This window comes from Enterococcus sp. 125944 (assembly GCF_051909435.1).
In the GTDB taxonomy this organism is placed as follows: Bacteria; Bacillota; Bacilli; order Lactobacillales; family Enterococcaceae; genus Enterococcus_D; species Enterococcus_D gallinarum.
Genome location: NZ_JBQASY010000001.1, coordinates 86,253 through 106,111, shown reverse-complemented (window position 1 = coordinate 106,111; position 19,859 = coordinate 86,253). Strand labels below are relative to the sequence as shown.

The 19,859-nt window shown below is 43.0% G+C and carries 20 protein-coding genes and 1 riboswitch; of the genes, 17 read left to right on the top strand and 3 right to left on the bottom strand.

Annotation, left to right across the window (positions count from 1 at the left end; genetic code table 11):
- Window positions 1-74 precede the first annotated feature (74 nt).
- From ACTFWY_RS00495 to purB, 9 genes are all read left to right on the top strand, one after another.
- On the top strand, window positions 75-578 hold the full coding sequence (locus ACTFWY_RS00495; RefSeq protein ID WP_034704725.1) for a hypothetical protein: 504 nt from the start codon (window positions 75-77) through the stop codon (window positions 576-578).
- Between the two features lie 13 nt (window positions 579-591).
- The gene (locus ACTFWY_RS00490) at window positions 592-1,380 is read left to right on the top strand and encodes a M15 family metallopeptidase (RefSeq protein WP_156247350.1); all 789 of its coding nucleotides are present in this window, start codon (window positions 592-594) and stop codon (window positions 1,378-1,380) included.
- The gene (locus tag ACTFWY_RS00485) at window positions 1,373-1,972 is read left to right on the top strand and encodes a glycoside hydrolase family 73 protein (RefSeq protein ID WP_003127188.1); all 600 of its coding nucleotides are present in this window, start codon (window positions 1,373-1,375) and stop codon (window positions 1,970-1,972) included. The genes ACTFWY_RS00490 and ACTFWY_RS00485 overlap by 8 nt, the downstream gene beginning before the upstream one ends.
- A 20-nt stretch (window positions 1,973-1,992) precedes the next feature.
- Window positions 1,993-2,670 carry a hydrolase gene (locus tag ACTFWY_RS00480; protein ID WP_029486902.1) on the top strand — a complete coding sequence of 226 codons (678 nt, stop codon included), beginning with the start codon at window positions 1,993-1,995 and terminating at the stop codon, window positions 2,668-2,670.
- A gap of 89 nt (window positions 2,671-2,759) precedes the next feature.
- A riboswitch (purine riboswitch) is annotated at window positions 2,760-2,857 on the top strand.
- Window positions 2,858-2,932: 75 nt separating this feature from the next.
- Complete coding sequence (locus ACTFWY_RS00475) at window positions 2,933-3,514, top strand: xanthine phosphoribosyltransferase (RefSeq protein ID WP_311811079.1); 582 nt, start codon at window positions 2,933-2,935, stop codon at window positions 3,512-3,514.
- Window positions 3,514-4,818 carry a nucleobase:cation symporter-2 family protein gene (locus tag ACTFWY_RS00470; RefSeq protein ID WP_060814165.1) on the top strand — a complete coding sequence of 435 codons (1,305 nt, stop codon included), beginning with the start codon at window positions 3,514-3,516 and terminating at the stop codon, window positions 4,816-4,818. Before ACTFWY_RS00475 ends, ACTFWY_RS00470 begins: the two co-directional genes overlap by 1 nt.
- A 171-nt stretch (window positions 4,819-4,989) precedes the next feature.
- Window positions 4,990-5,475 carry a 5-(carboxyamino)imidazole ribonucleotide mutase gene (gene purE, locus ACTFWY_RS00465; protein ID WP_003127192.1) on the top strand — a complete coding sequence of 162 codons (486 nt, stop codon included), beginning with the start codon at window positions 4,990-4,992 and terminating at the stop codon, window positions 5,473-5,475.
- Complete coding sequence (gene purK, locus ACTFWY_RS00460) at window positions 5,468-6,586, top strand: 5-(carboxyamino)imidazole ribonucleotide synthase (RefSeq protein ID WP_171917740.1); 1,119 nt, start codon at window positions 5,468-5,470, stop codon at window positions 6,584-6,586. The genes purE and purK overlap by 8 nt, the downstream gene beginning before the upstream one ends.
- 13 nt (window positions 6,587-6,599) lie before the next feature.
- Entirely contained in the window at window positions 6,600-7,898 is a 1,299-nt protein-coding gene (purB, locus tag ACTFWY_RS00455; protein WP_041119285.1) for an adenylosuccinate lyase, read from the top strand.
- A gap of 72 nt (window positions 7,899-7,970) precedes the next feature.
- Here purB and pbp4 read toward each other — a convergent pair whose 3' ends face one another.
- The 3 genes from pbp4 to ACTFWY_RS00440 all read right to left on the bottom strand — a co-directional run bounded on the left by pbp4 (window position 7,971) and on the right by ACTFWY_RS00440 (window position 11,115).
- Window positions 7,971-10,019 carry a penicillin-binding protein PBP4(5) gene (gene pbp4 / locus ACTFWY_RS00450; RefSeq protein WP_439926744.1) on the bottom strand — a complete coding sequence of 683 codons (2,049 nt, stop codon included), beginning with the start codon at window positions 10,017-10,019 and terminating at the stop codon, window positions 7,971-7,973.
- 5 nt (window positions 10,020-10,024) lie between these two features.
- Window positions 10,025-10,639: a DUF1054 family protein gene (locus ACTFWY_RS00445; protein WP_147735629.1), complete on the bottom strand. Its 615-nt coding sequence runs from the start codon at window positions 10,637-10,639 to the stop codon at window positions 10,025-10,027.
- An 89-nt stretch (window positions 10,640-10,728) separates the two neighbouring features.
- Complete coding sequence (locus tag ACTFWY_RS00440; RefSeq protein WP_147735630.1) at window positions 10,729-11,115, bottom strand: hypothetical protein; 387 nt, start codon at window positions 11,113-11,115, stop codon at window positions 10,729-10,731.
- A 264-nt stretch (window positions 11,116-11,379) separates the two neighbouring features.
- Here ACTFWY_RS00440 and purC point away from each other — a divergent pair, with 264 nt between their 5' ends.
- The 8 genes from purC to purH are packed head-to-tail and all read left to right on the top strand — an operon-like array spanning window position 11,380 to window position 19,838.
- Entirely contained in the window at window positions 11,380-12,102 is a 723-nt protein-coding gene (gene purC, locus ACTFWY_RS00435) for a phosphoribosylaminoimidazolesuccinocarboxamide synthase (RefSeq protein ID WP_219645234.1), read from the top strand.
- Window positions 12,093-12,356 carry a phosphoribosylformylglycinamidine synthase subunit PurS gene (gene purS, locus ACTFWY_RS00430; protein WP_003127200.1) on the top strand — a complete coding sequence of 88 codons (264 nt, stop codon included), beginning with the start codon at window positions 12,093-12,095 and terminating at the stop codon, window positions 12,354-12,356. Before purC ends, purS begins: the two co-directional genes overlap by 10 nt.
- Window positions 12,353-13,030 (top strand): phosphoribosylformylglycinamidine synthase subunit PurQ, encoded by a 678-nt coding sequence (gene purQ / locus ACTFWY_RS00425; protein ID WP_060814872.1) that lies wholly within the window; start codon window positions 12,353-12,355, stop codon window positions 13,028-13,030. The genes purS and purQ overlap by 4 nt, the downstream gene beginning before the upstream one ends.
- Window positions 13,023-15,251 (top strand): phosphoribosylformylglycinamidine synthase subunit PurL, encoded by a 2,229-nt coding sequence (purL, locus tag ACTFWY_RS00420; protein WP_060814871.1) that lies wholly within the window; start codon window positions 13,023-13,025, stop codon window positions 15,249-15,251. Before purQ ends, purL begins: the two co-directional genes overlap by 8 nt.
- The gene (purF, locus tag ACTFWY_RS00415; protein ID WP_060814870.1) at window positions 15,236-16,657 is read left to right on the top strand and encodes an amidophosphoribosyltransferase; all 1,422 of its coding nucleotides are present in this window, start codon (window positions 15,236-15,238) and stop codon (window positions 16,655-16,657) included. Before purL ends, purF begins: the two co-directional genes overlap by 16 nt.
- 21 nt (window positions 16,658-16,678) lie before the next feature.
- The gene (purM, locus tag ACTFWY_RS00410) at window positions 16,679-17,725 is read left to right on the top strand and encodes a phosphoribosylformylglycinamidine cyclo-ligase (protein ID WP_005472505.1); all 1,047 of its coding nucleotides are present in this window, start codon (window positions 16,679-16,681) and stop codon (window positions 17,723-17,725) included.
- Window positions 17,722-18,303: a phosphoribosylglycinamide formyltransferase gene (gene purN / locus ACTFWY_RS00405; RefSeq protein ID WP_021150959.1), complete on the top strand. Its 582-nt coding sequence runs from the start codon at window positions 17,722-17,724 to the stop codon at window positions 18,301-18,303. The genes purM and purN overlap by 4 nt, the downstream gene beginning before the upstream one ends.
- Window positions 18,300-19,838, top strand: a complete 1,539-nt coding sequence (purH, locus tag ACTFWY_RS00400; RefSeq protein ID WP_060814869.1) for a bifunctional phosphoribosylaminoimidazolecarboxamide formyltransferase/IMP cyclohydrolase — start codon at window positions 18,300-18,302, stop codon at window positions 19,836-19,838. The genes purN and purH overlap by 4 nt, the downstream gene beginning before the upstream one ends.
- Window positions 19,839-19,859: the final 21 nt, after the last annotated feature.

Genomic DNA, 19,859 nt, shown 5'->3' with positions numbered 1-19,859 from the left:
AATATTGCAAAGCCAAAGTTAAAAGTTCCATTTATGTCCAGCTTTCAGTAAAATAGATACAGGAGGGATGTATGATGCATAACGTGTCTATTGCAATTATTTTAAGTACAGTTATTGAACAATATTCTACGGAAGCTCGTTTCTATGAAACGCAGCTTGGAATCGATCGAGAACAATGGGAGGCTTGGAAAAATGGGACAGCGAGTTTGACACCTGCTGAAAATCAGAAAATCAAATTGCTGTTCTCTGATTATGAATGGATGCTGATTCAAAAAATTGTTCGTCAAACGGTGATCTATCCCGAAAAGAGAACAAGTGCGGTAGCTGAATTCAAGAAAATGAAGACACAGATTGCACGCACGTGGCTTTCAAATGATTTGGCAAAAGTGGAATTATTAACACAATCTGAAGAAAGTACCCAATACCTTGATTTAAGAGTCAGTATTACGTATGATGAATGGGGCTATGACGACATTTTGAACTTCCGTCTGCCTGCTTTTGTCCAACAACAAATCAAGAATGAGAAAATTGAGTTGTTGGCATGGGTCAAAGAGAATTTAGAAGAGACATATAATTAAAGGTAGGGTTTTTTTGAAAAAATATTTAGGTATCTTAGCTGCTGCTGGCTTTCTATTAATTAGTTTGGTAGCTAGTCTGCAGCAGGAACATTCAGCGAGCAGCGAAACAATCGCAAGTAGTCAGACAGTGGCGTCTAGCAGTGAAAAAGAACAAGCAAGAGTCTCTCAGAAGAGTAAAGATTTTCCCAAAATATCTTTAGATGATTGGGCGCTTGTTTTAGTGGGCCCCCTGAATAAAGGAACTGAAATCGATACGGGGGGATTAGCAAAATTAACCAATGGCTATCTCGTGGACAAACGAATCGTTTCTGACTATGAAAAATTAAAAGCTGCCGCAGAAAAAGCTGGTCATCCTTTAGTGATGATCTCCGCCTTTCGCTCCATCGCCTCGCAAAAGGCTGTTTTTGATCAGAATGTCACGATGCTGATGAGTCAAGGACAAAGCAAAGAGAAGGCAATCGAAACAACCAAACGAACGATGACAGAACCAGGTTACAGTGAACACCATACGGGTTTAGCCGTAGACGTAGTTGATCGACAATGGTATGATTCTTATCCAGAAACCGTATTGGACCACCGATTTGGTGAGACAGATGGCGGCAAGTGGCTGCAAGCGCATGCCCGGGAATACGGCTTTATCATTCGTTACCCAGAAGGAAAGCAGGCCATTACTCAGATCGATTATGAACCTTGGCATTTACGCTATGTTGGTGTAGAAACTGCTACATATATTGAAAAACATCAACTGACTCTGGAAGAATTTCTAGAGCAAGTAAAAGAACAGGAGGAAGAAAATGAGTAAACGACGCAAAACAACGAAGACTCGACTGCCGTTTGTCTTTTTAGGTATCCTCTTGATTGGACTTGCTTTTATTTTTTCAATGAACAGTTTAGCCGATCCCTTGCCGAAACAAGAGGATAGTGAAGAAATGACTCAGCAAGAATTTATTGATCGCATTGCACCTCATGCACAGGAATTGCAAAAGGGGTACGGTATTTTACCGAGCATTATTTTAGGGCAAGCCATCTTGGAGTCTGATTGGGGCAAAAGTACACTAGCTAGTGAATACAATAATCTTTTTGGAATCAAAGCATTTGGACATAGTAAAAAAGTGACATTAGATACCCAAGAGTTTTATAATGAGCAGTGGGTAACGATCCAAGGCGATTTTCGAGTCTATGATTCGTGGGAAGAGTCCATGGATGACCACACGATGCTCTTTGTCAATGGCGTAGACTGGAATCCAGCGCTCTATGTAAATGTTTTGTCGGCAACAGACTACAAAACAGCTGCCAAAGCATTGCAAGAAGCTGGTTATGCCACAGATCCGGATTATGCAGAGAAAATCATTCGTGTAATTGAAACCTATCATTTAAATCAATACGACCAATAGACGGAAAGAAGTGGGTGCCCATGGAAGAAAAATACATGCCAAAGATCACAACGGAACTGCGAAAAGATATCGTGAAAGTTCCTAAAGTTATCAGACAAGCAAGCGGGATTCAAATTTTTGGCAAACAGATCCGCTCGATCATTTTTACTACAGATATTGCAATCATCCGCAATACCAATGCAGATGCGGTGATTGCCGTCTATCCCTTTACCCCGCACCCTGCGATTACCAAAGCGATTATCGAGGCAGCTGATATTCCCGTATTTTCGGGGGTCGGAGGAGGTTTGACTCAAGGATTTCGTTCTTCTTATATGAGCATGTTTGCAGAAGCGCAAGGTTCCATTGGTGTGGTGCTAAATGGTCCGACACCACTGAAAACTGTGGAGCAGGTCTGTAAGGTCATTGATATTCCTGTGATCAGTACCGTAACTAGTAAATATACCAAAATTGATGAAAAATTGAAGTTAGGTGTCAAAGTGATCAATATCAGTGCTGGGAAAAAAACCGCTGAGACTGTTCGTTATTTTCGCGAGCGGTATCCTGAATTGCCAATCATCGCTACTGGAGGCCCTACAGATGAAAGTATTTTAGAAACGATCGAAGCAGGCGCCAATGCAATCACCTATACACCACCTTCCAATGGAGAGTTATTCAGCAAAAAAATGCAGCACTATCGGGAAATGGAAAAACCTGATTAGTGAGCGTTGAGAAATAAAATGAGAACATTCTTATTTTGGAAGAGTTTTCTAAACTTGCCTTTTTAATCAATCTTCGGCATAATCGAACCTATCATTCATAAAATTTAACTTGTATATCGTCGTAATAAGGTCGACAGTCTCTACCCGATACCGTAAATATCGGACTATAAGTAAAAAAAGTGCCATTGATGCACCTTTTTTGCTTTAGCAAAAAAGGTGTTTTTTTGTTGATAGGTCTAAATGGAAAGGAAAGAGGTATAGGATGAAAAAGTTGATCGAACGGATCGAAAAAGACGGAAATGTTTTAGGTGATGGCGTTCTGAAAGTTGATAGTTTTTTAACGCACCAAGTGGATCCGGAATTAATGCAGGAAATCGGCACGACATTTGCCAAACGATTTCAAGCAGAGCAGATTACTAAAGTAGTGACTATCGAAGCTTCAGGGATTGCACCAGCTTTATTTACGGCACAAACATTAGGTGTGCCAATGATTTTTGCCCGTAAAGCCAAAAGTCTGACAATGGACGAAGAATTATTGACAGCCTCGGTTTATTCCTTTACCAAGCAAGTCACGAGTCAAGTATCGATTTCTCGGAAATTTTTGTCTGCGGAAGACAATGTATTGATCATCGATGACTTTTTAGCAAATGGCCAAGCAGCAAAAGGATTGATCGAATTGTGCCAGCAAGCCGGTGCAACGGTTGCTGGTATCGGAATCGTCATTGAAAAATCTTTCCAATCTGGGCGAGCATTGCTTGAAGGAATGTCGATTCCTGTTGTTTCTCTCGCGCGGATCGCTTCCTTATCCGAGGGTAAAGCAACTTTCTTGGAGGGTGACGCTTAATGAACGAACAAAATGGACGCTCTGCTGTCTTAGGGTTGCAGCACTTGCTCGCGATGTATGCGGGTGCTGTCGCAGTACCACTATTGATTGGAACCGGGTTAGGATTTAATGAAGCCCAAATGACTTATTTGATTTCCATTGATATTTTTATGTGCGGGGTAGCAACATTGCTGCAATTGACCGTCACCCGTTTCTTCGGGATCGGATTGCCGGTTGTCTTGGGCTGTGCCATCCAAGCTGTTTCACCATTGATTTTGATCGGAACTAAGTCAGGGATCGGTGCCATTTATGGAGCCATTATTGCTTCTGGTATTTTTGTTGTTTTGATCTCCGGTGTCTTCTCAAAAATCAAAGTCTTGTTTCCGCCATTGGTTACGGGAACTGTCATTACAGTGATTGGTTTGACGTTGATCCCCGTTGCCATTACCAAAATCGGTGGTGGGGATGCTGCCGCAGCTTCCTTTGGCGCACCAGACAATTTACTCTTAGGTTTTGTCACGATTGCATTAATTATTGGTATTCAGATTTTTGCCAAAGGATTCCTTCGTTCGATTGCTGTTTTGATCGGTTTGATCGGCGGAACTTTGCTAGCAGCTGTCTTAGGGTTAGTTGATTTATCCGCGATTTCTCACGCGCCTGTCTTTCATTTGCCGCAGCCGTTTTACTTTGGGTTACCAACCTTTGATATTTGGTCGATTTTATTGATGATCATTATTTCAATCGTTAGTATGGTGGAGTCTACGGGGGTCTATTTTGCACTGGGAGATATTACAGGACAACCTGTTTCATCAGAATCATTGAAAAAAGGTTATCGGGCTGAAGGGTTAGCAGTGATTCTGGGCGGAATCTTCAACACATTCCCTTATACGGGCTTCTCACAAAATGTAGGGCTCGTACAGTTATCTGGTATCAAAACCCGTAAACCGATTTATTTCTCTGCGGTCTTTTTGATTATATTAGGTTTGTTTCCGAAAGTTGGTGCTTTGGCGCAAATCATTCCTGAAGCTGTATTGGGTGGCGGGATGTTAGTCATGTTCGGCATGGTAGCTGTCCAAGGGATGAGAATGTTGTCGAAAGTCGACTATTCAAATGACAAAAATTTGCTGATTATCGCTGTTTCACTGGGATTCGGCTTAGGGTTCAACATTATGCCAACTTTATTTAGCCGCTTACCTGAAACCTTGCAAATGTTTACTGGTAACGGAATTGTTATGAGCAGCATGACTGCGATTATCTTGAATCTTTTATTCAATGGCTTACCAAAAAAAGAAGCGGTCGAATCAGGAGAATTTAACGAAGTTTGATTTACGAAAGCATTCTGGTCAACAGGATGCTTTTTTGTTTTAGAGAGAAGAAATGATCTTTTGTTAAAAGACGAACAATATGTCTCGTATTTTTTCTATAGTTCGATTTTCTTTTGACTTTATGGATGTCACTTGCTAGTATTTAAGTGAATAATCGAAGGGAGTTGTCTTATGGAACAAGTAGCAGTCATTATGGGCAGTACGTCGGATTGGGAGACGATGAAACACAGTTGTGAGATTTTAGAGGAGCTTGGGATTCCCTATATCAAAAAGGTTGTTTCGGCTCATCGGACACCGGACTTGATGTTTTCCTTTGCCGAAAATGCAAGAGAAAAAGGGCTGAAAGTAATCATTGCTGGTGCTGGCGGTGCCGCTCATCTGCCAGGTATGGTCGCTGCAAAAACAACGTTACCCGTGATTGGCGTACCCGTTCAATCACGAACATTAAATGGATTGGATTCGTTACTTTCCATCGTACAGATGCCGGGAGGCGTTCCTGTGGCAACGACAGCGATTGGAAAAGCTGGTGCAATCAACGCGGGACTACTTGCAGCTCAGATGCTTTCCATGTATGATTTAGGAATAGCGGAAAAGTTGGATCAACGAAGAAAGACGTTGAAAGAAAAAGTAGTGGAAAGTAGTGATCAACTTGATTAAACCTTTGATGCCCAATGCGACGATCGGAATCGTTGGCGGCGGACAATTGGGGCGTATGATGGCAATGAGTGCCAAAAAAATGGGTTTCCGTGTCGGCGTGCTGGATCCAACAGCCAATTGTCCGACAGCACAAGTAGCTGACTGGCATATTGTTGCTGCTTATGACGATGTCTTTGCACTGGAAGAAATGGCGCGGCGTTCTGATGTGATTACTTATGAATTTGAGAATGTCAGCGTAGAGGCTTTGAATTCGATTTTGCCCTATGCAAATATTCCTCAGGGAACTGATCTATTGGCAATCACCCAAGATCGCTTGTTAGAAAAATCTTTTTTAGAAGCCAATAATATTGTTATTGCACCTTATGCGACAATCATCAGTCCTACCGATATTCAAGATGCCATCGAGAGTATCGGCTATCCTTGTGTATTGAAAACGACTCGAGGAGGCTATGATGGCAAAGGGCAATATGTTTTATACAGCACAGCTGATTTAGCGCCTTCGATGAATCTTTTGCGAGAAGGAACTTGTGAATTAGAAGCATGGATCCCTTACGAAAAAGAACTCTCGATCATGGTGGCAGGGAATGGTCGTGAAATCACCACTTTCCCAGTGGTTGAAAATATCCACCGCAACAATATCTTGCATCAAACGATTGCACCTGCTCGAATCGATTCTGAGGTAGCGGAGGAAGCAGAACGGATCGCGCGTGTGATTGCGCAAGCCCTTGATTTACGCGGTGTTTTAGCGATCGAGCTGTTCTTAACGAAAAGCGGCGGACTATATGTGAATGAGTTGGCACCACGCCCACATAATTCAGGTCATTACTCGATTGAAGCTTGTTCTATGAGCCAGTTTGATGCCCATGTACGTGGGATCTGCGGTTGGCCGCTTGCAGAGGTTAAACTGTTGAGTGATGCGGTCATGGTGAACATCTTAGGTGATGAACTCATTGAAACATATGACCTGATTGCTCATAAGCCAGATTGGCAATTCCATTATTATGGCAAAGAAGAAGCAAAGAGCGGTCGGAAAATGGGACACATTACGTTGTTGACCGAAGACATTACTGCTTCATTGGAAGAAATCTATCAAACGAATATTTGGGATTAAAGGAGAGTAACGCATGTTAGAACGTTATACAAGACCTGAGATGGGCAAAATTTGGACAGATCAAAATCGATACCAAGCATGGCTAGAAGTCGAAATCTTAGCTGATGAGGCGTGGGCCGAGCTTGGTGAGATTCCCAAAGAAGATGTGGAAAAAATTAGAGAGAAGGCAACTTTCGATATCGACCGTATCTTAGAGATCGAAGCACAGACGCGTCATGATGTGGTCGCATTCACCCGGGCTGTCTCTGAATCGCTTGGTGACGAAAGTAAGTGGGTCCACTATGGGCTGACTTCTACTGATGTGGTAGATACGGCTTATGGTTACTTGATGAAGCAAGCGAATGACTTAATCCGTAAAGATCTAGAAACATTCACAGCTATCATTGGTGAAAAAGCAAAAGAACACAAATATACTGTCATGATGGGACGGACCCATGGGGTGCATGCCGAACCGACGACATTTGGGTTGAAGCTTGCCTTGTGGTATTCTGAAATGAAACGCAATATTGAACGTTTCGAACGAGCGGCGGCTGGAGTTGAAGCTGGGAAAATCAGCGGTGCAGTAGGAACATTTGCCAACATTCCGCCATTTGTTGAAGAATATGTATGTAACAAGTTGGGGATTCGTCCTCAAGAAATCTCTACGCAAGTATTGCCGCGAGATCTCCATGCAGAATATTTTGCTTCCATGGCACTGATTGCAACAAGCATTGAAAAATTTGCGACAGAAATCCGTGGATTGCAAAAATCAGAAACAAGAGAAGTTGAAGAGTTTTTTGCTAAAGGGCAAAAAGGGTCTTCCGCAATGCCGCACAAACGCAATCCTATTGGTTCAGAAAATATGGCGGGATTAGCACGAGTGATCCGCGGCCATATGGTGACGGCGTATGAAAATGTTTCTCTTTGGCATGAACGAGATATCTCTCACTCTTCTGCTGAACGGATTATTATCCCGGATACAACGATTTTGATTGATTATATGCTCAATCGTTTTGGAACGATCGTCAAAAATCTGACTGTTTTCCCAGAAAATATGAAACGTAATATGAATGCGACTTTTGGCTTGATCTATAGTCAACGTGTTATGTTGAAATTGATCGATCATGGCATGACTCGAGAACAGGCATATGATCTTGTTCAGCCGAAGACGGCACAAGCTTGGGACGAACAGCGGGATTTTCGACCATTGTTAGAAGCTGACCAAACCATTATGTCTACGTTAAGTGAAAAAGACTTGGATGATGCATTTGATTATCATCATCATTTAAAGCAAGTGGATACGATTTTTGCGCGCGTAGGTTTAGGTGAATAGGGAATAAACCCCGAAAAAACAAAAGGCACGCTGCTTCAGTAAGCAGCGTGCCTTTTGGGGTAGTTTTATTATTTAGTTATAGTTTTCGGAAAGATAAGACAAAAGATCTGGGGCTAATGCTGTAGCAGAAGAGTTTTCTTGCCGATCTTCTAGCATGGACACCATCAAATACTTTTGATTCTGGGCATCGAAAGCAAATAAGAAGCTATTTTCCTGTCCTTTCTCATCTTGTTTCTCCTTGATCTCAGCTGTTCCAGTTTTGGCAGCAAGAGGCAAACCGAGAGCTGCTAGGGAATGGGCTGTCCCATTCTCATCGGTAACGACAGCTTTCAAATCCTCATTGATCAGTGAAATCGTCTCTGGTGAAATCAACTCTTTTTTCGTCTTTGTTTCTGCACCCATCACTAATCGTGGATAAACCAGAGATCCTTGATTGGCGAAAACAGAGTACATCGCTGCTTGTTGAATTGGATTGATCAACAATTCTCCCTGGCCATAGCCAGTGTCTGCCAGCAAAATCTCAGAATTGAAGGATTTGTCATTGCTGATTTGTGCAGGGTTCATGGCAATCGGCAAGTCCAATTCTTCACCGAAAATAAATTTCTCCAAACCAGCACGGAATTTGTCTTCACCCATCGCCAATGTTTGTTGAGCCATATAGATATTATCCGAATAGACGAGAGCGTTACGCAAGTTAACGGATGCGACATCGCTGACCCGAGTCACGAAGTAATCTCCCCAAGAGCTATCTTTTTGCCATTTCAATCCGTTGATTGAAAGGATGGTTTCTGGATTGATCGTTCCATTGTCTAAACCGATGGCTGCTGTGATTGTTTTGAAGGTTGAACCGGGAGCATAACCAGTTGCAAAGCGGCTGATAAATGGTAGATCTTTGTTGTTTTGGTAAGCATCATAGTCCTCTTGTGAAATTCCGTTGGTCATTTTATTGGGATCAAAACTTGGAGAACTAGCTAGAACGAGCAGATCCCCTGTGGTTGGTTCAGTGACCACGGTAGAACCAGCCTGATCCTTAAGGGAATCAAAAGCGATTTTCTGTGCTTTGGCATCGATCGTGAGTTGAATCGTTTTGCCGTCAGTTTTTTTCGTTTCGATCAATGCTTTTCGCTCTGTGCCTTTTTCATCGGTGATCGCTATCTTACCACCGTTTTTTCCTCGAAGTTCTTTGTCAAAAGCTGCCTCGAGACCAGAGCGGCCAATTTTTCCATTGCTGGCTAATGTATCATCTTTTTCAACATCTTCAGCCGTAATGTCTCCTACATAACCAATCAATTGTGCAGCGGCTTCACCTAATGGATAGGTTCTGCCCGCGGTTTCTTGAATGCTTGCACCGGTTGGGAGATCAGCTGTGGGTTCCACGATTTTCAAAGGAACAAAGTAATCGTCTTGCACCCAAGATTGATCCAATGCTTGCTGGATCGCTTTCTCAGTCAGGTCAAACTGCTTAGCGATCGCTTTGATTCTTGACTCTTTATCCTCTCCATCTCCTAATTGTCCGGGAATCACCCCAAGCTGGTACAAGGTGCCATTAGCAGCCAGTGGTGTTTTGTTGCGATCCACTATTTCACCTCGAACAGCCTCATCAACAGAAATACTTACTTTATCTTGTCCAGCCATGTCAGGGAAAATCAGGTTTGGAGCCCAATCGATTTTTGGCTGATCTTTTTCAAATTTGATGGTTCCGGAATAATTCAGATCTTTGATTTCCCCCAAGCTAGTAGTGAGAGATAACTGATACGTAAACTGATAATCTGCATCTTTGACATCATCGCTTAAAGTGATTTTGGAACCCTTGATGTTGGCAGCATCAATTCCGCTGAAAATTGTTTGATATTTTTCTGCTACTTGATCATTGGTATAACCATTTCTTTCTGCGCTATCAGAAAGAATCAAGGATGGTAATTTGTCGAATTTGTTTTTTGAAAGGTTCTCAATGAATGAGTGGACGACTTTCTCTGCCTGATTTTGTCGTTGCTGTTTGTCATAATAGCGATAGCCGAAAAAGCCACCTACTACAAGCAATAAGAGCAGAGGAAGAACAATCAGTAAAGTCTTCCGTTTTTTTGGTGGTTGATTTTGAGAGCGGCGATTTTGTCGTTCCATTTTTCTTAATTCCCTTCTTGGTTAAGTATCGGTAACTCTTCGCGATTCCGATAAAGCGGCAGCAGCAAGCAATAATCTGCTAACAGTTGCTCCATAGTGAGCGTAGAAATCTGATCTTTGAGATAGACTTTGCCAATCTGTAATTCGCTTTTTTTTACAGTAGTCAGCCGCTCTAGAGCAGCGGGCCATTCTCGGATCGGCTGATAGCCATATTGCGTATGATCCAGAGAGAGGACAAAATCTTGAGGTAGAGTTTCAAACAGTGCCGGTTTCTCTGACCAGCAGCGAGCGATTTGCTGTTGGTTTTTCGGCTGATCAATCACACTTAACCAGACAAAAGCATACTCACGAGTAATACCGATCTGGAAGTGGGCATCCATCTTATAACCTCGCTTGTTTGGTCCAAAAGCTGCCCAAGTTTCTTCTGGAGGATAGACACTTCGCCGTCGGTGCTGTGCGATATGCAGATAAAAAGGAGTGTCTAGCTTTTCTGTGAAAAAAGGGCAGACTTTTTCACCAATTTGCTGAAAAATCGGTTGGATCTCTTTACGAATTTCCTGCATTCGTTCTTCCAAGCTCGAAGCTTGGAAGACGTGAAAGCTTTTATTAGTAAATAACATAGAGTAAAATTCCTTTCTTGTATTCTAAGAGATAGTATAGCAAAAAAACACCCTTAAAATCGCAATTTAGGCGTTTTTTAAGAGTGTGTTTAACTATTTATAAAATTAGGTTTTAAAGGAGTGAAAGTCTTTTCCTCATTGAGTAAGTTTAGCAAGACATCCAAAAAGGCAGTTTGCATTTCTTCCATATTGAAATAAATACGGAAACAATAGGTGTGTTTAAAGAAAGTCTGCTGATGGATTTGATGGATAATCAATTCTTCGTTTAATCCGTTTTTATATTGGAGTACCCGTTTTCGATGTTCGGAATAATGAGGCCGGGCATGTTTTTTGAATGGACTGAATAAATAAAAAGATGTCATTTGATTTGCGGTCAACACTTGTTGAACGGCAAGTAGTTCATTATGTAGCTGTTTTCTGTCGCTGTCCGATAAATGAGCGATAAATCGTTGCGCTTGATTTTTCAGTGACCACATGAATCAATTCCTCCTTGGAGATACCAGTATTCACAAAATCAATATAACATGAAAAAAAATAAATGTAAACGCTTTATAGCGTGTGAACAAGTCGGAAATCAGCAGAACAAAAAATGATTTTAAGTTAAACACGAACGTTTAAAGAAAAATTAGTTGTTAATGTACATTATTTTGTTGACCCTTATTCTTTGCGTTGTTAGAATAGAAAACAACAAGAAGAGACTAAAAATCTATGTGAAAAAACTAACTTTTGTGAGGTGTCCGGTGGTGCAAGAAGAATTGATTTACGAAGGGAAAGCAAAGAAACTCTTCAAGACTAACAAAGATGAAGAGCTCCGTGTGGAGTATCTCGATCAGGCTACCGCGTTGAATGGATTGAAGAAAGATGCAGTTTCAGGAAAAGGAGCGCTGAATAATCAGATTACCAGTCTTATTTTTCAAGAATTAGAAAAGCAGGGTATTCCAAGTCATTTTATCAAAATATTGTCTAAACACGAACAATTAGTTTGTGAAGTTGAAATGATCCCGTTGGAAATCGTCGTCCGTAATACGGCTGCCGGCAGCTTTTCTAAGCGCCTGGGAATTGCTGAAGGGGAGCAGCTGCCTTTTCCGATTATTGAATTTTATTACAAAGAAGACCGCTTAGACGATCCTTTCATCAATGAAGATCACATTCGTTATTTGGGAATCGCCACCCCTGAGGAAGTTGCTCAAATCAAAATGCTTGCTCGACAAATCAACACCGCATTGTGCCAACTCTTTGAGAAAATTAAGATCCACTTGGTCGACTTTAAAATTGAAGTCGGAAAAAGTGATGGGAAAATTCTTTTAGCGGATGAGATTTCGCCGGATACTTGTCGCTTATGGGATCTGACAACGAAAGAACATTTGGATAAAGATGTCTATCGTCGTGAAATCGGGGATCTGATTCCTGTTTATCAAGAAGTATTAAATCGCTTAGAAAAGGAGTATAGTTCATGTATTTAGTCAAAGTTTATGTCACTTATAAAGAGTCGGTCTTGGATCCTCAAGGAGAAGCAGTCAAAGGAGCGGTTCATCGTTTGGGGTATCAAAATGTCTCTGAAATACGTATTGGGAAATATTTTGAGATCAAAGTTACAGACAGCAACAAAGAATCGGTAGCGGCAGAAATTGAAGAAGTTTGTGACAAGTTACTGGCAAATGTCAATATGGAGACTTATCGTTATGAAATCATTGAGATGGAGGACAAGGAACAATGAAATTTGCAGTAATCGTTTTTCCTGGTTCGAATTGTGATGTCGATTTAATGTATGCCATCAAAGATGTGATGGGCGCAGAAGCCGAATATGTGTGGCATGACGAGACCTCGTTAGCTGGCTTTGATGGTGTATTGCTTCCAGGAGGTTTCTCCTACGGGGATTACCTTCGCTGCGGAGCCATCGCACGTTTCTCGAATATTATGGCAGAAGTCATTCGTTTTGCAGAAGAAGGAAAACCGGTCTTTGGTACGTGCAATGGCTTCCAGATCTTGACAGAAGCTGGCTTGCTGCCAGGGGTTTTACGCAGAAATGAATCGCTGCACTTTATTTGCAAGCCGGTACAGTTGCAAGTCAATAACCAGACGCCTTTTACCTCTGAATACCAGCAAGATGAACGGATCACGATCCCTGTCGCTCATGGAGAAGGAAATTACTATTGCGACGAACAAACCTACCAGGAACTGGAAGCCAATAACCAGATTGTCTTCCGTTATGTGGATAACGTTAACGGGAGTTTACATGGTATTGCCGGCATTTGCAACAAGGCAGGCAATGTTTTAGGGATGATGCCCCATCCTGAGCGGGCAATGGAAGAGTTGCTTGGCTCAAAGGATGGCAAGAAGTTCTTTGCGTCTTTATTGAAAAATTTCGGGAAGGTGCCAGTACATGAATAAAGCAATCATAGCAGAGCCAACACCACAGGAAATCAAAGAAACCAAGCTTTATCAACAATGGGGGCTCACTGATGAAGAATACCAAATGATTTCAGAAGAAATATTAGGTCGACTACCTAATTATACAGAAACGGGTCTCTTTTCAGTAATGTGGAGCGAACATTGTTCCTATAAAAATTCCAAGCCGGTCTTGCGCAAATTTCCAACCGAAGGCCCGCAAGTTTTACAAGGACCAGGCGAAGGAGCGGGAATCGTCGATATTGGTGATGGCCAAGCAGTTGTCTTTAAAGCAGAAAGTCATAACCATCCTTCGGCCGTGGAGCCTTATGAAGGCGCCGCAACCGGCGTCGGTGGGATTATTCGTGATATTTTCAGTATGGGGGCGCGGCCCATCGCGATCCTAGATTCGTTGCGTTTTGGCGAATTGACGAATGAGCGGACCAAATACCTTTTAGAAGAAGTCGTGGCAGGAATCAGCGGCTATGGAAATTGTATCGGAATCCCTACAGTCGGTGGTGAAGTTGCCTTCGATGCCTGTTACGAAGGGAATCCATTGGTCAATGCGATGTGTGTCGGTTTGATCGACCACAAAGATATTCAAAAAGGACAGGCCAAAGGCGTTGGTAACATAATCATGTATGTGGGAGCAAAAACAGGTAGAGACGGGATCCATGGTGCAACATTTGCTTCCGAGGAGTTCGTGGAGGGAGAAGAACAGCAGCGCTCGGCTGTCCAAGTAGGAGACCCCTTCATGGAAAAATTGTTATTAGAAGCTTGTCTTGAGCTGATCCTTGAACATTCAGACAGTTTGATCGGTATTCAGGACATGGGGGCAGCCGGTCTCGTTTCTTCCAGTTCTGAAATGGCTTCAAAAGCTGGTTCAGGATTAAAACTTTATTTAGATGATGTACCGCAACGAGAAACTGGTATGACACCTTATGAAATGATGCTATCAGAATCCCAGGAGCGGATGCTGATCTGTGTGAAACAAGGACATGAAGCAGAAGTTGAAGCGTTGTTTCAAAAATACGGATTGGAAGCGGTAGTGATTGGTGAAGTAACCGATGATGGTGCGTATCGCTTGTACCATCAGGGAAAAGAAGTTGCCAATTTACCTGTTGATGCTTTGGCAGAAGATGCGCCAACTTATCATAAAGAAAAAGCAGAACCTGCTAGAATCCAAGCATTTCGTCAACAGCCTGATTTTGAACCAGTCATTGATGATGCAACAGCCATACTTTTACAATTGTTGCAGCAACCCACGATTGCTTCAAAAAAATCGATTTTTGAAACCTATGATTCTCAAGTGAGAACCAATACCGTTGTTGGCCCAGGAAGTGACGCTGCAGTCCTGCGGATCAAAGGGACCAACAAAGCTTTAGCTATGACCACGGACTGTAATGCTCGCTACTTGTACCTTGATCCTGAACAAGGCGGACAGATTGCTGTAGCAGAAGCAGCTCGCAATATTGTTGCTTCTGGGGGACGACCACTAGCGATCACAGACTGTCTCAACTATGGCTCGCCGGATAAACCAGAAGGCTTTTGGGAGTTATGGACATCGGCAGAAGGGATTGCCAAAGCTTGTGAAATTCTAGAAACTCCTGTTATTTCAGGTAATGTTTCGCTGTACAATGAAACCAACGGGCAGGCAATCTATCCAACACCAGTGATTGGTATGGTAGGGCTGATTGAAAAGGTCGAACATATCACCACACAACATTTCCAGACACCGGAGGATTTGATTTATTTGATTGGAGAAACGAAGGCCGACTTTAACGGCAGTGAACTCCAAAAATTACAAAATGGGTCGATCAATGGCCGTTTGATGGCATTTGATCTATTAGAAGAAAAACAGAATCAGGCAATCGTCTTATCTGCGATCCAGGCTGGACTTGTAAAAAGTGCCCATGACTGTGCAGAAGGCGGATTAGCTGTTGCATTAGCTGAATCTGCGTTTAAGAAGAATGTCGGTATATCTGTTCAACTAGATTTGCCGCAATCTTGGCTTTTTTCAGAAACACAATCGCGATTTGTGCTGTCCATTGCTCCAGAAAATCAAACCGCTTTTGAAGCTTTGGCAGGTGATAGCGCTTGTCTCATCGGAAAAGTTACAGCAGAACCGCAACTAAAAATCCAAGGTAGCGATGGAATGATCGTAGTGGAAACAGCCTTAGCACGTAAGAAATGGGAGGAAGCAATTCCATGTCTATTGAAGTAAAAAGCTTGAATGAAGAATGCGGGGTTTTTGGTGTCTGGGGTCACCCAGATGCTGCCCGAGTTACTTATTTTGGCTTGCACAGTTTACAGCATCGGGGACAAGAAGGCGCTGGGATCGTCGCAAATCAGCAAGGCAAACTTGCCGGACATCGGGATCTTGGCTTATTAGCAGAAGTTTTTTCCGATGAACGACTTCTTCAACGATTGACAGGTGAAGCAGCAATCGGACATGTTCGCTATGCTACTGCAGGCAATGGCAGCGTCGATAATATCCAACCTTTTCTTTTTAAGTTTTTTGATCAGCAGATTGGGTTGGCGCACAACGGGAACTTAACCAATGCCAAGAGTTTGCGGAAATCACTTGAGTCTGAAGGAGCCATTTTTCATTCAAATTCAGATACCGAAATTTTGATGCATCTGATTCGCCGCAGTGGTCAAGCGAATTTGCTGGATCGCATCAAAGAAGCGCTGAATCAAGTGAAAGGTGGATTTGCCTATCTTTTGCTGACAGAAGATGCGATGATCGCTGCTCTTGATCCAAATGGATTTCGGCCACTCTCGTTAGGAAAAATGGTCAATGGTGCTTATGTGATTGCTTCAGAGACTTGTGCTTTAGAAGTGATCGGAGCTGAATTTGTTCGAGATATCTGTCCTGGGGAAGTTGTCATTGTGGATCAAGCGGGCTACCGTGTTGAGACATATACGGAAGAAGTCCAACCAGCGATTTGCTCAATGGAATTCATTTATTTTGCACGACCAGATTCGAATATTGCCGGCGTCAATGTCCATACTGCACGAAAAAATATGGGACGTAATCTTGCCCAAGAAGCACCGATCGAAGCAGATATGGTGATCGGTGTACCGAACTCATCCTTATCGGCCGCCAGCGGGTTTGCAGAAGAATCTGGCATTCCTTACGAATTAGGATTAGTCAAAAATCAATACATTGCACGAACATTTATCCAGCCCACTCAAGAATTACGGGAACAAGGCGTTCGGATGAAGCTTTCTGCCGTCCGCGGTGTGGTTGAAGGAAAAAAAGTGATCATGGTGGATGACTCGATCGTTCGCGGCACTACTAGCCGACGAATCGTTCAATTGTTAAAAGAAGCCGGTGCCAAAGAAGTTCACGTTCGGATTGCTTCACCGCCATTAAGATATCCTTGTTTTTACGGAATCGATATTCAGACGCGGAAAGAACTGATCGCTGCTCGGCAAAGTGTCGAAGAAATTCGCCAAACGATCGGTGCCGATTCGTTGGCTTTTCTCAGTGAGACTGGCTTGATCGAAGCAATCGGGTTAGATTTAGATGCCCCCTATTCTGGATTGTGCATGGCCTATTTCAATGGTGATTATCCTACACCGCTTTATGATTATGAAGAAAGCTATTTAGCGTCGCTCGAATAAATGGTACAGGAGGAACTCAAAGTGGCAAATGCTTATGCAAAGGCTGGTGTTGATGTGAACGCCGGGTATGAAGTCGTTGATCGAATCAAAAAACATGTCAAAAGAACAGAACGGTTAGGTGTAATGGGTGCCATCGGTGGTTTTGGCGGCTGTTTTGACTTGTCAAACTATCCGCTGAAAGAACCAGTGCTGGTATCCGGTACTGATGGTGTAGGAACGAAATTATTAGTAGCGATCCAACAAAATCAACACCAAACGATTGGAATCGATTGTGTTGCGATGTGTGTCAATGATATTGTCGCTCAAGGAGCAGAACCGATCTATTTTTTGGATTATGTCGCAGTGGGCAAGAATGATCCCGAAAAAATCGAACAAATTATCGCCGGGGTTGCAGAGGGCTGCGTTCAGTCGGGAGCGGCTCTGATAGGCGGTGAAACAGCAGAAATGCCAGGGATGTACTCGGAAGAGGACTATGACTTGGCTGGTTTTGCGGTGGGAATTGTTGAAAAATCTCGTCTGATCACGGGAGCATCGATTGAACCGGGACATTTTCTGATCGGGCTGCCTGCTTCTGGTATCCATTCAAACGGGTATTCATTGGTTCGCAAGATCTTTTTTGAACAGCAAGGTTTTCAAATGGCAGAGAAGTTGCCGGAATTAGGCGGAAAAACTCTCGGAGAAGAATTGTTAACACCAACGAGAATCTACGTATCCGCTGTACTGCCGTTACTTGAAAAACAATTAATTGACGGTATCTCGCATATCACGGGTGGCGGCTTTATCGAGAATATTCCCCGGATGTTGCCGCCGCAGACAACAGCAGAAATCACACTGGGAACGTGGCCGCAACTGCCGATTTTTGAGGCTCTAGCTTCTTATGGAAAAATCCCGGCCCATGAAATGTATGAGATCTTCAATATGGGGATAGGGATGGTTCTTGCTGTTGCACCAGAGAAGAAAGAACAAGTGCTAGCTTTGTTAAACGAGCAGAATGAAGCGGCTTACGTTATTGGTAAAGTAACGGAGGCTCAAGAACATGCGGTTCTTTTACAAGGAGATCCGCTATGAGGATCGCTGTTTTTGCATCAGGAAACGGCAGTAATTTTACCGCAATTGCCGATGCGATTAGAGGAGAAGAACTCAAAGGGGCTACATTAGCGCTGCTGTTCTCAGATAATGCCGCCGCATTTGTCTTGGAACGGGCTAAAGACGCGGGGGTACCGACATTGCAGTTATCCCCGCAGAAATTTCCTTCGAAAGCAGCGTTCGAAGCTGCACTGTTGAACGAGTTGGCGGAACATTCGATAGAGCTGATCGTTTTGGCAGGCTATATGCGGATCGTTGGACCTACGTTGCTAGCCGCTTTTCCCAATAGAATCATCAATCTGCATCCCTCATTGCTGCCTAGTTTTCCTGGAAAATCCGGTATTGCCGATGCCTTTCATTATGGAGTGAAGGTGACTGGGATCACCATTCATTACGTTGACAGTGGTATCGATACGGGGCCGATCATTGCGCAAGAAGTGGTACGTATCGAATCGGAAGATACATTAGAAAGCTTAGAAGCAAAGATCCATCAATTAGAGCATCGAGTCTATCCAGCGGTCATAGCTGAAATCATTCATAAAGGAGACCATCAATCGTGAAAAAAAGAGCGTTGATCAGTGTGTCAGATAAACAAGGGATCGTATCTTTTGCCAAAAATTTAGTACAAAACGGCTACGAAATCATTTCGACAGGAGGGACAAAATCTGCTTTGGAAGCGGCTGGTCTTGAACCGATTGCGATAGAAACGGTCACAGGATTTCCCGAAATGATGGACGGACGTGTCAAAACATTGCATCCAAAGATCCACGGTGGTTTGCTGGGTCGCCGGGACCTGCCTGAACATTTAGCAGCAATGGAAAAACATGACATTGCGCCGATCGATCTGGTTGTTGTCAACCTTTATCCTTTTAAGGAAACGATTGCCCAAGCGGATGTGACAGAAGAGCAAGCCATTGAGAATATCGATATTGGTGGACCAAGCATGCTGCGCTCCGCTGCAAAAAACTTTGCTGCAGTGACAGTGATCGTTGATCCTAAAGATTATCCCCTCATTCTAGATGAATTGACGGAAACCGGTCAGACGCAGCTTGCCACGCGCAAACGCTTAGCGGCTAAAGTATTTCGCCATACAGCAGCTTATGATGCCTTGATCGCCGATTATTTGACAAAAGCAGTTGAAGAATCTGAACCGGAGAAGTTGACACTGACGTATGAATTGAAACAAACGTTGCGCTACGGAGAAAATAGCCATCAAACTGCTGCTTTTTATCAAGATGCATTGCCAGTTCCTTATTCGATCGCTAGTGCAAAACAACTTCACGGCAAAGAATTGTCCTACAACAACATCAAAGATGCGGATGCCGCTTTGCGAATCGCAAAAGAATTTACGGAACCCACTGCAGTCGCTCTTAAACATATGAATCCTTGTGGTATCGGAACAGCGACGACGATTTTTGACGCTTTTGAACGGGCATACGAAGCAGATCCAGTTTCGATTTTTGGAGGAATCATCGTATTGAATCGCCCCGTTGATGAAGCAACAGCTGCGGCACTGCATCAAATATTTCTTGAGATCGTGATTGCGCCTGCTTTTGAACCAGCGGCGCTGGATATTTTGACGAAGAAGAAAAACATTCGCTTGATGACGTTAGATTTTGTAGCAAATCCTGTCGAAACAGAAATGGTCTCTGTATTAGGTGGTTTATTAGTTCAAGAACAAGATACATTAGCAGAATCTCCTAAGGATTGGACGGTCGTAACGAAACGTCAGCCTAGCAAGAATGAGTTGGAAGCAATGGCTTTTGCTTGGAAAGCGGTAAAACATGTCAAATCAAATGCCATCGTTTTAGCGAACCAATATCAAACAGTTGGAATTGGTGCTGGCCAAATGAATCGCGTGGGTTCTGTAAAAATCGCCATTGAACAAGCTGCTGAAGCTGGAAAATTAACGGATGCAGTTTTAGCTAGCGATGCGTTCTTCCCAATGGATGATAGCGTGGAATATGCTGCAAAACGGGGAATCAAGGCGATCATTCAACCTGGAGGCAGTATTAAAGACCAAGCGTCTATCGAAATGGCAGATCAATACGGAGTAGCGATGATCTTTACTGGCGTTCGGCATTTTAGACATTAAAAGACATTAAATTCAGGAGGA

What these genes read in the sequence shown, in the direction of transcription:
- ACTFWY_RS00495 (WP_034704725.1), top strand. Translation starts at nt 75, where the DNA reads ATGCATAACGTGTCTATTGCAATTATTTTAAGTACAGTTATTGAACAA.
- ACTFWY_RS00485 (WP_003127188.1), top strand. Translation starts at nt 1,373, where the DNA reads ATGAGTAAACGACGCAAAACAACGAAGACTCGACTGCCGTTTGTCTTT.
- ACTFWY_RS00480 (WP_029486902.1), top strand. Translation starts at nt 1,993, where the DNA reads ATGGAAGAAAAATACATGCCAAAGATCACAACGGAACTGCGAAAAGAT.
- ACTFWY_RS00475 (WP_311811079.1), top strand. Translation starts at nt 2,933, where the DNA reads ATGAAAAAGTTGATCGAACGGATCGAAAAAGACGGAAATGTTTTAGGT.
- ACTFWY_RS00470 (WP_060814165.1), top strand. Translation starts at nt 3,514, where the DNA reads ATGAACGAACAAAATGGACGCTCTGCTGTCTTAGGGTTGCAGCACTTG.
- purE (WP_003127192.1), top strand. Translation starts at nt 4,990, where the DNA reads ATGGAACAAGTAGCAGTCATTATGGGCAGTACGTCGGATTGGGAGACG.
- purB (WP_041119285.1), top strand. Translation starts at nt 6,600, where the DNA reads ATGTTAGAACGTTATACAAGACCTGAGATGGGCAAAATTTGGACAGAT.
- pbp4 (WP_439926744.1), bottom strand. Translation starts at nt 10,019, where the DNA reads ATGGAACGACAAAATCGCCGCTCTCAAAATCAACCACCAAAAAAACGG.
- ACTFWY_RS00445 (WP_147735629.1), bottom strand. Translation starts at nt 10,639, where the DNA reads ATGTTATTTACTAATAAAAGCTTTCACGTCTTCCAAGCTTCGAGCTTG.
- ACTFWY_RS00440 (WP_147735630.1), bottom strand. Translation starts at nt 11,115, where the DNA reads ATGTGGTCACTGAAAAATCAAGCGCAACGATTTATCGCTCATTTATCG.
- purS (WP_003127200.1), top strand. Translation starts at nt 12,093, where the DNA reads ATGTATTTAGTCAAAGTTTATGTCACTTATAAAGAGTCGGTCTTGGAT.
- purQ (WP_060814872.1), top strand. Translation starts at nt 12,353, where the DNA reads ATGAAATTTGCAGTAATCGTTTTTCCTGGTTCGAATTGTGATGTCGAT.
- purL (WP_060814871.1), top strand. Translation starts at nt 13,023, where the DNA reads ATGAATAAAGCAATCATAGCAGAGCCAACACCACAGGAAATCAAAGAA.
- purF (WP_060814870.1), top strand. Translation starts at nt 15,236, where the DNA reads ATGTCTATTGAAGTAAAAAGCTTGAATGAAGAATGCGGGGTTTTTGGT.
- purN (WP_021150959.1), top strand. Translation starts at nt 17,722, where the DNA reads ATGAGGATCGCTGTTTTTGCATCAGGAAACGGCAGTAATTTTACCGCA.